Below are 14051 nucleotides of genomic sequence, written 5' to 3'. Positions count from 1 at the left end.
AAAGCGGCATATCCGCTTTATATAAAATGAAAAACAGATAAGGGGGATGAATGAATGAAGAAAAAAGGTGCACTACTCGCTACATTGCTCCTTGGAGCAAGCATGTTATTCGGATGTTCAGGAGGTGACAAAACAACGACAGAACCGGCAAAAGAAGGAGGAAAAGAACAAGGAACGATTAAAATTGGTGCATTGTTTGATATTACAGGTGCAACGGGAGATGTTGGTACACCGTATGCTGAAGGAGAAAAAGCGTATATTGAATACATTAATTCAAAAGGCGGTGTGAACGGCTATAAAATTGAGCTTGTCGGACAAGATTACGCTTATAAAATTCCTGAAGCGCAAAAGCTGTATCAAAAATATAAAGCGAGCGATAAAGTGTCAGCCATTTTAGGATGGGGAACAGCCGATACGGAAGCGTTGCGACAACAAGTTGCAGCAGATAAACTACCATTTTTCTCAGCTTCTTATTCAGAAAATTTAAAAAATATAAAAGAAAGCCCATACAACTTTTTAACAGCGGCGTCTTACTCTGATCAAGCGCGCTCCGTACTTCGTTGGATTAAAGAAAATCATACAGGTGGAACACCAAAAGTTGCGCTCATTTATAATGACACGGCATTTGGAAAATCGCCAATTCAAGATGCAAAAGACTTTGCGAAAGAAATTGGTGTAGAGATTGTAGACGAACAAATCGTTGACTTAAAAGCGCTTGATGCGACATCTCAACTATTGAACATGAAGAAAAAGGCACCGGATTATGCGATTATTCAACAAACATGGGGTGCGACAGCAACGATTTTAAAAGATGCGAAAAAATTAGGCATTGAAACGCAATTTATTGGCTTAAACTGGACAACTGGTGAAGGATTGCTCCCGATTGCTGGAGATGCGGCAGAAGGGTTTATCGGCGTTGTGACACATGCGTTTCCATATGAAGATTTACCAGGTATGGCTGAAGTGAAAGAGTATTTAGCAAGCAAAGGTGAAAAATTAGAGGATAAAAACCAAAAGTTTATTCAAGGATGGGTCACAGCGAAAATTTTAGTAGAAGGAATTAAGCAAGCGGACGATCCAACGACGGGAGAAGGCATTCGTCAAGGATTAGAAAAATTAAAAGATCTTGATTTAGGCGGCCTAGCTGCACCAGTTACGTTTACGGCTGATAATCATGCGGGGACGAATCAAATTCGTTTAGCAAAAGTAGAAAATGGACAGTTTAAGGTGTTTACAGACTACTTCGGATACTAAAGTGAATGAAAGGGTGTTTTCAATAGGAAGCACCCTTTCGCTTTCAGAAAGGGGGAGACAAATGCTTACGTTAAACAATGTAGAAGTGATGTATAATCGAGTCATTCTCGTGTTAAAAGGTATGTCGATGGTTATTCCGGAAGGGAAAATTGTCGCGTTGCTCGGCAGCAATGGGGCAGGGAAAACAACGACGTTAAAAGCCATTTCGGGATTATTAAGAAGTGAAGATGGCGAAGTAACAGATGGCTATATTGAGCTATATGGAGAACGAATTGAAGGAAAAGATGCAGAAGAAATCGTGAAGAAAGGAATTTTTCAATGTATGGAAGGAAGACGAGTGTTTGAACATTTGACGGTAGAAGAAAATTTAATTGTCGGTGCTCATACACGAAAAGATCGCCACAATATTAAAGCAGATTTACAAAAAGTATATCATTACTTTCCGAAGCTTCATATGTTGCGCCATCGCCAAGCAGGGTATTTATCAGGTGGAGAACAGCAAATGTTGGCAATTGGCCGCGGCATGATGGCAAAACCAAAAATTTTACTGCTTGATGAACCATCGTTAGGGATTGCTCCGTTGCTTGTGAAAGAAATTTTTTCAATTATTAAGCGAATTAATGAAGAAGAAGGAACGACAATTCTCGTCGTTGAACAAAATGCGAACATTGCTTTATCGATTGCGCACTACGGATACATTATGGAAAATGGCCGCATCGTCATGGACGGTCCTGTGGAGAGATTACTTGAAAATGAAGATGTAAAAGAATTTTACCTCGGGATGAGCGAAAAAGGGCGCAAAAATTATCGGGAAGTCAAGTCGTATAAACGGAGAAAGAGGTGGTTGTAATGGAACGATGGAAATCGTTTTTGATCGAGGCGTATGAACAGTCATTAGCATTGCGTGAGCGATTAGATGCAGCAAATATGAGTCCGTATGAATTAGAAACGATTGAGCAACTGAATGGCATTCCGGTATTGAAAAAAGAACAATTACCTCTTTTACAAAAACATCAGCTGCCATTTGGAAATATGATTACAACACGATCGAATGAATTGGCACGCATCTTTATGTCTCCAGGACCGATTTACGATCCGCAAGGAAAGGAAGAGGATGATTGGGGATTTGCAGAAGCGCTTCAAGCCGCTGGATTTACAAGCGATGATATTGTACAAAATACGTTTTCATATCATTTATCCCCAGCAGGTTTTATGTTTGATAGCGCTCTTCGACGGATCGGTGCAACAGTTGTGCCGGCAGGACCAGGCAATCGTGAATTGCAAGTGCAGCTTATGAATGACTTGCAAGTGACTGGATATGTTGGTACGCCAAGTTTTTTACATTTATTGTTGCAGTATGCGGATGAAAAAGGAATACATGTCACGGTGAAAAAGGCGTTTTTCACGGCAGAAAAGCTAACAGAAAACATGCGCGACCAGTTTGAACAACGAGGTATTCATGTTTTTGAAGGATATGGAACAGCTGATTGTGGTTGTATCGCATTTGAGGACCGTCAAGGACCAGGTTTGAAAATTAGTTCGCGAGCTATCGTCCAACTGTGTGATCCGATTAGCGGAGTACCGCTTGATGAGGAGGGAGAAATTGTCGTTACGATATTTGATCGGACGTACCCTCTCGTTCGATTTGGTACAGGGGATGTGTCACGTTGGGTCGATGGGTATAAAGGTGAACGGATCGTCGGTGTGCTCGGACGTGTCGGAACAAGCGTGAAAGTGAAAGGAATGTTTGTACATGAGCAACAGTTGAAGAAAGTCATGGCTGACGTAGGATGTCCGCTATTTCAAGCGGTCGTAACAAATGAAGGTGGTCATGATCAATTGACGATTTACATCGAAAAAGAGCTTGATGAAGAAGCAAAACAAAAAATAAAAAACGTTATTCGTATCACACCGACATTTGTTTCTGTTGATCGTGTAAATGGGGGAGAGCGGTGTCTCATCGATCGAAGAAAATGGTAAAAAGAGGCGTAATGCCTCTTTTTACAAAAATGTCCGTTTTACTTTTTCCCAGAAAGAATTATCTTTCAGTTTGACTGTTTTAATCACTTTTCCACTTAATGCAATATCTATTTTTTCAACATGTTGAATGCTTAGTGCTTCATTATCCATACCGATAATTGGATAGTCGTTTCCGTCTTGTACCACTTTTAATGTTAACTTGCGATTTCCGCTTAAAATAAATGATGAACCGAGCGTGCGATAACGATTATTGTTTAGTGATGCTAGTTCGCTTACTTGAAAGCATGGAAGCATCGGGTCCACGACTGCCCCATTAACTGATTTATTGTAAGCTGTACTTCCTGTAGGTGTGGCAATGATCATTCCATCGCCTCGGAACGTTTCAAAATGCAAATTGTCGATAAATACGTCCATGACAAACGTTTTAATAATACTTGAACGAATCGTGCATTCATTTAAACAATAAAATGACGTAGAATCATTGACTGTAACATAAATCGTTGGATATTTACGCACCTCGATTTGTTCCGTTGTCATCGCTTCAATCATTTTTTCTGTATCATGAATATGAAAATCACAATACATACTTAATGAGCCTAATGTTGAAATACCAGCATATAAGCAATCTTCACGAAATCCGGTTTTTCTCACCGCTTGCAAAAACGTACCGTCTCCACCGACGCTTACAATAATGTTGGCATGTTTTGCCTCATCTACAACTTGAAATTCATACTGTTTGGCGAGTTCAATGAGCGGTTGAACTTGCTTCGTCGTTTCTTCATCGTGTTTATGAAAGAAGTACATGCGATTACGGCGTTCAGTCATCGTTTTCCCTCCGTTAAAATGTCCTCACGTTTATTTTATCATTTATTTTCCATTCATAGCGAATTTATTCGTTTAATTTTTCTTATTTTTGTCGAAAATGTCATCGGGAAGGAAGTGAAAAACCGATGATTTTCGTTATTGCCATCATCTTTATTGCCTTCTTAGCAATCATTCCTTTTTTATATGTGCGCATGACGATTCAATTTCAACATGCACAAGATAATGATCAATTAACAATAGATATTCGCCTTCTTCGTTTTCTTCGTTATCGTTTTACTGTTCCGCTCATTGAAATATCAAAAAGGGAAGCCGGCTTAGTGACAGAGCAAAAAACAAGTACAGGGAAAGATGAAAAAACGACATTTACTGTTACTGATGCGCGCCAACGTATCGCACAAATCAAACGGTGGTTAAATGACATCGTTCATTTACATACGATTATAAAAAAATTTTTACAAAAAGTTTCGGTTTTACAGTTTCAATGGCATACGCAAATCGGCGTCGGAGATGCGGCGAAAACAGCGCTGCTCGTCGGGATCGGTTGGTCGGTTAAATATTACATGGTGGCAATAATGAGCAAATATATGAATGTTTGTAGCACTCCTTCCATTTCTATCGTTCCTTTTTTTCAAGGCGCATTATCGCGTACATCGTTTACATGTATGGTTCGATTTCGAATCGGTTATGCTATATTAGCAGGACTGAAGGTCGTAAAACATTGGAAAAAAGGTGCAAAAGTTTCTAGGAGGAATGAAAATGAATGGACATCCGATTGAAGGATTAATGACGACAGCGATGGAAAATTTAAAACAAATGATTGATGTCAATACGATTATCGGTGATCCTGTCGAGACACCTGATGGAAGCGTCATCTTAACTGTATCGAAAGTCGGTTTCGGCTTTGCAGCAGGTGGTAGCGAGTTTATGTTGAATCATGGCAATGAACAACAAAAAGAAGTTCATCCATTCGGTGGAGGAAGTGGCGGGGGTGTATCAATTACACCGATTGCTTTTTTAATTGTGAACAGTTCAGGCGTAAAGCTATTACATGTAGATGAAAGCACGCATTTATACGAGAAAATTTTAGATCTCGCCCCACAAGCGATCGAAAAAATTCAACAAATGTTTGAGAAAAAAGAAAAACCGAAGCAACAACATAACGAAGCAACAGATTTTGATATTTAGTCTCAATCGAAATAATTGAATTTTTCATCTAATTACGTTATGATGAGCCTGTATCTTATATAAAGAGGAGGCTTACTATGGCGAAGGTTACATTTAAAGGAAATCCTGTCACATTAGTCGGTCATGAAGTGAAAGTCGGTGATGCAGCTCCGAATTTTACTGTGCTTGCCAACGACTTATCACCGGTGACATTAGATGATACAAAAGGATTTGTTCGTTTAATTAGCGTTGTGCCATCGATTGATACAGGAGTTTGTGATGCACAAACACGTCGCTTTAATGAAGAAGCAGGAAACATTGAAGGAGTAAAGGTGTTAACGATTAGCGTTGATTTGCCATTTGCTCAAAAACGTTGGTGCGCGGCAAACGGATTAGAAAACGTTGTTACATTATCTGACCATCGCGATGTATCGTTTGGCCAAGCGTACGGTGTGCTCATTCAAGAGTTACGCTTACTCGCTCGTGCAGTATTTGTCGTTGATCGTAACGATCGCGTCACATATGTCGAGTACGTATCAGAAGCAACAAATCATCCAAACTACGAAGCAGCCATTGAAGCAGCAAAACAAGCGGCTCAACAATAATTGTTTGAGGCTATCTCAAAAAGGGATAGCCTTTTTCGTTTATATTTTTTAAAATAAAATGTCGGACCGAAAGGAGTGAAACACATTGGAAAAGCTATTTACAGTCATCGATGAAACGGCGACATGGTTGCAAGAGGAGTTAAAATGTTCGTATTTAGAAGCTGTCGCAGAAACAGGTGAAAACTTATTTCATGGAGATGTTTTGCAAGAAGAAGTAAACGAGTTGTTAAAAAAACGGCTAAAAAAGGCGTACGCTTCCGTCCGTTTGCATGATTGGAAAAATGAACACATTCGTAAAGCATTGCAATTGGCGATGTTAAAAGGAATGAAACAATATGTACAACCTCATCATCAAATGACACCAGATGCTGTATCGGTATTTATCGGTTATTTAATTGATGAATTTACAAAAACATATTTTTCGCTATCCATTCTCGATCCTGCTGTTGGAACAGGAAATTTAATGACGGCTGTGTTGAATCAACTCACAAATAAAAAAGTAAAAAGCTACGGAGCAGATGCAGACGATTTACTATTGAAACTTGCTTATGTCAATGCAAACTTACAACAACATGAAATTCAATTTTTCCATCAAGATAGCTTAAAGCCGTTGTTTATTGAACCGGTCGATGTAGTCGTATGCGATTTGCCGATCGGATATTATCCAGACGATGAACATGCCAAATCGTTTCGTTTACATGCCGAAACTGGCCATTCGTATGCCCATTATTTATTTATTGAACAAAGCATTCGTTATACGAAAGAAGGCGGATATTTGTTTTTCCTCGTCCCAAATACGCTTTTTACATCAGATGAATCAAAAAAATTGCATGCGTTAATTAAAGAGGAAACGTTTATTCAAGGCTTGTTGCAGCTTCCGCTTTCGATGTTTAAAAATGAAGCAGCAGCGAAAAGTATTTTTATTTTACAAAAGAAAGGTGCGCATGCGAAAGCGCCAAAACAAGCATTGCTTGCACAACTTCCTAGCTTTTCAAATAAAGAGGCGATGCAAGCGATGGTCGTAAAACTCGAACAATGGCTGAAAGAAAATCGTTCATAACCTTCTGAATATAACAAATATGTGAAGAAAACGTTTTCGTAACGTTTGCGTACTTGAAAAGAGCGATGAACGACCCGTAAAATGAGAAACGTACCGATGAAATTCGCATATTTGCATACAATAATTGTGAACGATGTTAAAGGAGCTGTTTAGTCAAATGCCAAAAGTCATTGCGATCAATGCGGGAAGTTCTTCGTTAAAGTTTCAATTGTTCAACATGCCGAGTGAAGAAGTATTAACAAAAGGTGTGGTTGAGCGAATCGGTTTTGAAGATGCGATTTTTAATATTACAGTCAATGGAGAAAAAATAAAAGAAGTAACATCCATTCCAGATCATGCGGTTGCTGTGAAAATGTTGCTTGATAAATTAATTGAGCTTGGCATTATTCAATCGTTTGATGAAATTGAAGGAATTGGCCATCGCGTTGTGCATGGGGGTGAAAAGTTTAGCGACTCTGTTTTAATTACAGATGAAACGTTAAAAGAAATTGAAGATTTATCAGATTTAGCCCCATTGCACAACCCAGCAAACGTTGTTGGCATTAAAGCGTTTCGCGAAGTGTTACCGAACGTACCAGCTGTGGCTGTATTCGATACAGCGTTTCATCAGACGATGCCAGAGCAGTCGTTTTTATATAGCTTGCCATACGAGTATTATGAAAAGTTTGGCATTCGTAAATACGGGTTCCACGGCACATCACATAAATATGTGACACAACGGGCTGCTGAGCTATTAGGACGTCCAATCGAGCAACTTCGCTTAATTTCTTGTCATTTAGGAAATGGAGCAAGTATCGCAGCGGTAGAAGGTGGAAAGTCAATTGATACGTCCATGGGCTTTACGCCGCTTGCAGGTGTAGCGATGGGGACACGCTCTGGTAATATTGACCCAGCGTTAATCCCATACATTATGCAAAAAACAGGAAAAACAGCAGAAGAAGTAATTGATATTTTAAATAAAAAGAGCGGTATGCTTGGCTTAACTGGTTTTTCAAGCGATTTGCGCGATATTGAAGAAGCGGCAGCAAAAGGCGATCAACGTGCTGAATTAGCGCTTGAAGTGTTTGCAGGGCGTATTCATAAATATATTGGTTCATACGCAGCGCGTATGTGTGGTGTCGATGCAATTATTTTCACAGCAGGTATTGGAGAAAATAGTGATGTCGTTCGTGCGAAAGTATTGCGTGGTCTTGAATTTATGGGCGTATACTGGGATCCGGCATTAAATAAAGTGCGCGGCAAAGAAGCGTTTATTAGCTATCCGCACTCGCCTGTAAAAGTATTAGTCATTCCAACGAATGAAGAAGTGATGATTGCTCGCGACGTCATGAGATTAGCGAACTTAGCGTAAGAAAAGGTGTCCATACGGGCACCTTTTCCTATTGATGTATGCGATTTGTTACTGTTTGATTCATTCGATACCAAATCCATAAATCGTTAATAATTGAAGCGAGAGCTGCAATTTCAAAGTTGAGCATGCATGAGCGGTTAAAATCGCTTTCTTCTCCGAGTTGTCTTTGCTTTTCATTAATTTGCTGTTCTAATTCAATAATTCGATCAGGAATTTTCCCACGAATCGTCTCCCACTCTAATAAAATTTCTGCTTGTTCTTCTTTCGTGTACATATCCCAAGCTTTTTCTAAATGCGGCAAGCGAATGCCAAGACGTTCATCATATACAAAATGTGCACTCATTTCGTTCTCCCATCCTTTTCACTTATTAATTTTTATTTTAATCAAAATAGTTATTGAAAAAAAGAAAAATAGCTGTTACATTATTAATATGCAAAATGAATAAATATTAAATAACAAGTATTTTTATTCTTTAGGGAGGAACGATCATGGCAAAACCAAAAGTAGTGCTCGCTTATTCTGGGGGTTTAGATACATCGGTAGCGATTAAATGGCTACAAGAACAAGGATATGATGTTGTAGCTTGTTGTTTAGATGTCGGAGAAGGAAAAGATTTAGAGTTTGTGAAAGAAAAAGCGTTGAAAGTTGGCGCTGTAAAATCATATATGATTGATGCGAAAGAAGAATTCGCGAATGAATATGCGTTAATTGCTTTACAAGCCCATGCGCTATATGAAGGAAAATATCCGCTCATCTCTGCGTTGTCCCGTCCGTTAATTTCAAAAAAACTCGTTGAAATTGCTGAATTAGAAGGAGCGGTTGCTGTTGCGCACGGCTGCACAGGAAAAGGGAATGACCAAGTGCGTTTTGAGGTATCCATTCAAGCATTAAATCCGAACTTAAAAGTAATTGCACCTGTTCGGGAGTGGAAATGGTCGCGCGAAGAAGAAATCGAATATGCAAAGCAACATCACATTCCGATTCCAATCGATTTAGATAGCCCGTTTTCCATTGATCAAAACTTATGGGGAAGAAGTAACGAATGTGGCATTTTGGAAGATCCGTGGGCAGCACCGCCAGAAGAAGCGTATGAGTTAACAACTGCACTTGAACATACACCGAATGAACCAGATGTCATTGAAATCGGTTTTGAACAAGGGGTACCGAAAACAATTAACGGAAAAGCATATTCGCTTGCAGAGCTCATTTTACAATTAAATGCACTAGCAGGAAAACACGGTGTCGGCCGCATCGATCATGTTGAAAATCGACTCGTTGGCATTAAATCGCGTGAAGTGTACGAATGTCCTGGAGCGATGACGCTAATTAAAGCGCATAAAGAGTTAGAAGACTTAACGCTTGTAAAAGAAGTAGCTCATTTCAAGCCGATTATCGAGCAAAAAATTGCGGAAGTCATTTATAACGGTCTTTGGTTTTCACCACTAAAAGACGCGCTTGTTGCATTTTTAAAAGAAACGCAAAAAAATGTTACAGGCGTTGTACGTGTGAAACTGTTTAAAGGTCATGCAATTGTAGAAGGGCGAAAATCTCCGTTTTCGTTATATGATGAAAAGTTAGCGACATATACAGCAGAAGACGAATTCGATCATCAAGCAGCTGTTGGATTTATTTCTCTATTTGGCTTGCCTACAAAAGTATATAGCATCGTCAATGGAGAAAAGAAGGTGAACGTGTGAAAAAGTTATGGGGGGGACGATTTACAAAAACAGCAGCACAATGGGTCGATGACTTTGGGGCGTCGATCCATTTTGATCAACAGCTCGTTGAAGAAGATATCGAAGGAAGTATCGCGCATGTGACGATGCTTGGCGAATGTGGCATTTTACCGAAAGAAGACGTCGCAACGATCAAAAACGGATTAATGAAGTTATTAGAAAAAGCGAAAAAAGGGGAACTTTCTTTTTCTGTTGCTTATGAAGATATTCATTTAAACATTGAAAAAATGTTAATAGATGAAGTTGGTGCTGTCGGTGGTAAGCTTCATACAGGGAGAAGCCGCAACGATCAAGTGGCGACAGATATGCATTTATATTTGCGAAAACGAGTGATTGAGATCGTTGAACTTATTCGTCAGCTGCAGCGCGTGCTTGTTCAAAAGGCGGAACAACATATTGAAACGCTTGTCCCTGGTTATACGCACTTGCAACGGGCGCAGCCGATTTCGTTTGCCCATCATCTCATGGCGTACGTATGGATGTTTGAAAGGGATCGCGAACGTTTTACCGAATCGCTCAAACGAATTAACAAATCACCCCTCGGTGCTGGAGCGCTCGCAGGGACAACGTTTCCGATCGATCGCCATTTAACAGCACAACTTCTCGGTTTTGATAGCATATATGAAAATAGTTTAGATGCGGTAAGTGATCGCGATTTTATTATTGAATTTTTAAGCAATAGCTCTATTTTAATGATGCATTTATCTCGTTTTTGTGAAGAGCTCATTCTTTGGTCGAGCCAGGAGTTTCAGTTTATCGAAATGGATGATACGTTTGCGACGGGAAGCAGCATTATGCCACAAAAGAAAAATCCAGATATGGCTGAGCTCATTCGCGGGAAAACGGGGCGAGTGTATGGAAACTTAATGGCTTTATTGACCGTTATGAAAGGGCTACCGCTTGCTTACAATAAAGATATGCAAGAAGATAAAGAAGGAATGTTTGATACCGTTCAAACGGTGATCGGCAGCTTAAAAATTTTTGCTGGGATGATTGAAACGATGACAGTCCGCACAGATGTGATGGAAAAAGCAACGAAACAAGATTTTTCAAATGCAACGGAACTAGCTGATTATTTAGCGAAAAAAGGTGTACCGTTTCGCGAGGCGCATGAAATCGTTGGAAAACTTGTGCTGACATGTATTGAACGAGGTGTTTTTTTAGCTGATTTACCGCTTGATGTGTATCAACAAGCTTCCCCTCTATTTGAGGAAGACATTTATGAAGCGCTGAATCCGTATACAGCTGTCAACCGTCGCACGAGCGCAGGAGGAACAGGGTTTACGGAAGTGAAAAAAGCGATTGAGAAAGCAAAACAAATGATAGAGGCATAAAAGCAAACGCTTTTATGCCTCTGTTTGTTCAGGTGTGCGTACGACGAGTACGTCGCATTTCGCATATCTTGTAATATGTTCGGAAACGCTTCCGATGAAAAATCGTTCCACAGCGCTCATTCCTGTGGCGCCACAAACAATTAAATCTACTTCATATTTCGGAGCGACTTCTTTCGAAATTTTTACTTTTGGGGAACCGTACTCAATATCTGTGACGACTTCTTTCACGCCCGCATCGACTGCTTGCTTTTCGTATGATTGCAACAATTCTTTTGCGAATTTTTCCGCTCGTTCTGCCACTGTTCGATCGTATGCTTCGATCGTCGCGAATGAACGAACGTCGATAATGTGCGAAAGAACGAGTGAAGCATCGTTCCGTTTAGCAATTTCAATTGCTTTTTTAAACGCCCATTCTGCTTCTTTTGAGCCGTCGACTGCTACTAAAATTTTTTTGTACTTGTACATAAACACTCCCCCAATAAAAAATTTTCCTTCCAATTCAAGTATATCATTTTTTGTAAAACAAACACTACGTATTGTCGAAAAATTTATGACGAAAGGGGTAAAACGATGCGTGAAAAGGAACAAAAAGAACAATTGTATTACGATGAAAATGGAGTCGCAGAAGTAACGGAACAAATTACAGATGCATACATTAGCGGGGTTATTGAACAGGAAGATGAACAAAAGAGGCGATGATGCCTCTTTTGTTTCTCTTTGTCATCGAGCATAACATGTGTTTTCCTCCGTCTATTTGTAGTACGATAAACGTAGCAAAACTTAGATGGAGGGATCATTGTGAGACATGCCATTGTAACAGCAGGAACGAAAGGACTTGGCAAAAAAGTAACGGAACGCTTTTTAGACAAAGGCTATGCTGTCACTGTTCATTACCGAAGCGACATACAAGCTGTTGAAGCGTTGAAAGAAGCGTATCGTCACTGTCATGATCGGCTTCATTTTGTGCAAGGGGATGTGACGAATAAAGAAGATTTAGTTCGTCTCGTAGATGAAGCGTTTGCTACATTCGGTCGCATCGATTATTTAATTCATAATGCAGGCCCTTACATATTTGAACGAAAAAAATTAGCTGATTATACGGATGATGAATGGTATGAAATGATTGAAGGAAATTTAAGTGCGATGTTTCATTTATTTAAGCGAGTTGTACCAATTATGCGGAATCAACGTTTCGGACGCATTGTGACGTACGGTTTTCAAGGGGCGGATCATGCGCCAGGATGGATGTATCGATCAGCGTTTAGCGCAGCAAAAGTGGGGCTTGTCTCATTAACAAAAACGATTGCACTTGAAGAAGCAGAATACGGCATTACAGCGAATATGGTTTGTCCGGGAAATATTATTGGGGAAATGAAAGAAGCAACGATTGCATATGCTCGTCAGATGAAAGACGACATGACGCCAATTGGCCGGTCAGGGACAGGGGAAGATATTGCGCGCGTTGTCGAGTTTTTATGTGATGATCTTTCCGATATGATTACTGGAACAGTCATTGAAGTGACAGGAGGGCTTGATGTTATTCATCGTTATCGAAAATAGGCTGCCAACATGACAGCCTATATGATTTGTAGTTCTTTTGGATATGTCGTTAAAAGAAGCGGTCCTTTGTCGGTCATATAAATGTCATCTTCAATACGTACGCCACCGACGGAAGGAACGTAAATACCAGGCTCAATCGTAAATACCATTCCCGCTTGAAGTGGCATGGTATTTGTTGCGTTCATCGACGGATATTCATGAACATCAATACCGAGCCCATGTCCGATTCGGTGCGGAAAATACGCTCCGTATCCTTCTTGTTCAATTCGTGAACGAGCTGCCTTGTCAATGCTTCCGATGGATGCACCAATTTGACATGCATGAATAGCTTCTTGTTGCGCTTGGAAGACGACGTCGTATATTCGCTTTTGTTGTTCAGTAGGCTTTCCAAATACGACGGTACGCGTAATATCAGAACAGTATCCGTCCAGTACGACACCGAGATCGAACAAAACAAAATCACCCGGTTGGATGCGATTCATTCCTGGAACACCATGAGGATGTGCGCTATTTGTTCCGGTAAGTACCATCGTATCAAACGCCATGGCGCGCACCCCTCGTTTTTTTAATTCGTACTCAATGGTAGCGATGATGTCCAATTCCGTTTTTCCTTCTTTTAAGGCACGGACACCGACATCGACACCGAAATCAGCTAATTCTGCTGCTTGTCGAAGCGTTTGCAACTCTTTTTCATCTTTTGTCATTCGTAGTTCATGAAGCGTATCGGTTAAATCGAAAAACGATGCATGTGAAAAGCATGATTGCAGTTGCTCGAGACGGCTTACCGTCATATGAGATGTTTCAATACCAATTCGTTCCGTTTGTACGTTTCGTCTATTTAGCTCATCGCGCAACATATGCCAAGGATGATGCACATCATCATAGCTGACGATCGTATATGCCCAACCGGCTTGTCTAGCTTGATTGGCATCCATTTCTGGACAGATGAGAAACGGTTCGTCATTCGGGAAGATCACAACGGCTAGTAGTCGTTCATGTGGATTGCTATAAAAGCCGCTAAAATAAAAAACATTTGCCGTTGATGTAATAAATGCCCATGATCCGTTTGCATCTTTCAGTTTTTGTTGGAGTTTGCTTATTCGCTCCATCATATTCACATCCTTTCTTTTTCAGCTTATCATGGATAAAAAAAGAAGGAAATAGGACAAAGATGAAGAAAC

Annotated in this window: 16 protein-coding genes; 12 read left to right on the top strand and 4 right to left on the bottom strand. The window is 40.1% G+C overall.

Annotated elements, in window-relative coordinates; genetic code table 11:
- Positions 1-54: 54 nt before the first annotated feature.
- From AFK25_RS11750 to AFK25_RS11740, 3 genes are all read left to right on the top strand, one after another.
- Entirely contained in the window at positions 55-1254 is a 1200-nt protein-coding gene (locus AFK25_RS11750) for an ABC transporter substrate-binding protein (protein WP_035065328.1), read from the top strand.
- A gap of 61 nt (positions 1255-1315) precedes the next feature.
- The gene (locus AFK25_RS11745) at positions 1316-2104 is read left to right on the top strand and encodes an ABC transporter ATP-binding protein (RefSeq protein WP_009361542.1); all 789 of its coding nucleotides are present in this window, start codon (positions 1316-1318) and stop codon (positions 2102-2104) included.
- Positions 2104-3234, top strand: coding sequence for a phenylacetate--CoA ligase family protein (locus AFK25_RS11740; RefSeq protein WP_035065331.1), 1131 nt, complete (start codon positions 2104-2106; stop codon positions 3232-3234). Before AFK25_RS11745 ends, AFK25_RS11740 begins: the two co-directional genes overlap by 1 nt.
- A 21-nt stretch (positions 3235-3255) precedes the next feature.
- Here the strand turns inward: AFK25_RS11740 and AFK25_RS11735 are convergent, their stop codons facing one another.
- Positions 3256-4059: an NAD kinase gene (locus AFK25_RS11735; protein ID WP_009361540.1), complete on the bottom strand. Its 804-nt coding sequence runs from the start codon at positions 4057-4059 to the stop codon at positions 3256-3258.
- A 125-nt stretch (positions 4060-4184) separates the two neighbouring features.
- On the opposite strand from AFK25_RS11735, the gene AFK25_RS11730 reads away from it, so the two are divergent.
- From AFK25_RS11730 to AFK25_RS11710, 5 genes are all read left to right on the top strand, one after another.
- Complete coding sequence (locus AFK25_RS11730; RefSeq protein ID WP_009361539.1) at positions 4185-4835, top strand: DUF2953 domain-containing protein; 651 nt, start codon at positions 4185-4187, stop codon at positions 4833-4835.
- Complete coding sequence (gene ytfJ / locus AFK25_RS11725; protein WP_035065333.1) at positions 4816-5244, top strand: GerW family sporulation protein; 429 nt, start codon at positions 4816-4818, stop codon at positions 5242-5244. Before AFK25_RS11730 ends, ytfJ begins: the two co-directional genes overlap by 20 nt.
- A gap of 77 nt (positions 5245-5321) precedes the next feature.
- Positions 5322-5828: a thiol peroxidase gene (gene tpx, locus AFK25_RS11720; RefSeq protein ID WP_009361537.1), complete on the top strand. Its 507-nt coding sequence runs from the start codon at positions 5322-5324 to the stop codon at positions 5826-5828.
- An 85-nt stretch (positions 5829-5913) separates the two neighbouring features.
- Positions 5914-6888: a class I SAM-dependent methyltransferase gene (locus AFK25_RS11715; RefSeq protein ID WP_009361536.1), complete on the top strand. Its 975-nt coding sequence runs from the start codon at positions 5914-5916 to the stop codon at positions 6886-6888.
- Positions 6889-7045: 157 nt separating this feature from the next.
- Positions 7046-8239: an acetate kinase gene (locus AFK25_RS11710; RefSeq protein ID WP_009361535.1), complete on the top strand. Its 1194-nt coding sequence runs from the start codon at positions 7046-7048 to the stop codon at positions 8237-8239.
- 28 nt (positions 8240-8267) lie between these two features.
- Here the strand turns inward: AFK25_RS11710 and AFK25_RS11705 are convergent, their stop codons facing one another.
- Positions 8268-8582 carry a hypothetical protein gene (locus tag AFK25_RS11705; protein WP_009361534.1) on the bottom strand — a complete coding sequence of 105 codons (315 nt, stop codon included), beginning with the start codon at positions 8580-8582 and terminating at the stop codon, positions 8268-8270.
- 146 nt (positions 8583-8728) lie between these two features.
- Here AFK25_RS11705 and AFK25_RS11700 point away from each other — a divergent pair, with 146 nt between their 5' ends.
- A complete protein-coding gene (locus tag AFK25_RS11700) occupies positions 8729-9937 on the top strand; it encodes an argininosuccinate synthase (RefSeq protein ID WP_035065335.1) in 1209 nt (402 codons plus the stop codon).
- Positions 9934-11310 (top strand): argininosuccinate lyase, encoded by a 1377-nt coding sequence (gene argH, locus AFK25_RS11695; protein WP_035065337.1) that lies wholly within the window; start codon positions 9934-9936, stop codon positions 11308-11310. The genes AFK25_RS11700 and argH overlap by 4 nt, the downstream gene beginning before the upstream one ends.
- Before the next feature lie 12 nt (positions 11311-11322).
- Here argH and AFK25_RS11690 read toward each other — a convergent pair whose 3' ends face one another.
- A complete protein-coding gene (locus AFK25_RS11690; protein WP_009361531.1) occupies positions 11323-11775 on the bottom strand; it encodes a universal stress protein in 453 nt (150 codons plus the stop codon).
- Between the two features lie 105 nt (positions 11776-11880).
- On the opposite strand from AFK25_RS11690, the gene AFK25_RS15315 reads away from it, so the two are divergent.
- Positions 11881-12009, top strand: coding sequence for a hypothetical protein (locus AFK25_RS15315; RefSeq protein ID WP_009361530.1), 129 nt, complete (start codon positions 11881-11883; stop codon positions 12007-12009).
- A gap of 99 nt (positions 12010-12108) precedes the next feature.
- Positions 12109-12870: an SDR family oxidoreductase gene (locus AFK25_RS11685; RefSeq protein ID WP_009361529.1), complete on the top strand. Its 762-nt coding sequence runs from the start codon at positions 12109-12111 to the stop codon at positions 12868-12870.
- Between the two features lie 17 nt (positions 12871-12887).
- Here AFK25_RS11685 and AFK25_RS11680 read toward each other — a convergent pair whose 3' ends face one another.
- Positions 12888-13982: a M24 family metallopeptidase gene (locus tag AFK25_RS11680; protein ID WP_009361528.1), complete on the bottom strand. Its 1095-nt coding sequence runs from the start codon at positions 13980-13982 to the stop codon at positions 12888-12890.
- Positions 13983-14051: the final 69 nt, after the last annotated feature.

The organism is Anoxybacillus gonensis (genome assembly GCF_001187595.1).
GTDB classification, from domain to species: Bacteria; Bacillota; Bacilli; order Bacillales; family Anoxybacillaceae; genus Anoxybacillus; species Anoxybacillus gonensis.
The sequence above is the reverse complement of the archived record's forward strand: the minus strand, read 5'-3'. Positions and strand labels throughout refer to the sequence as shown.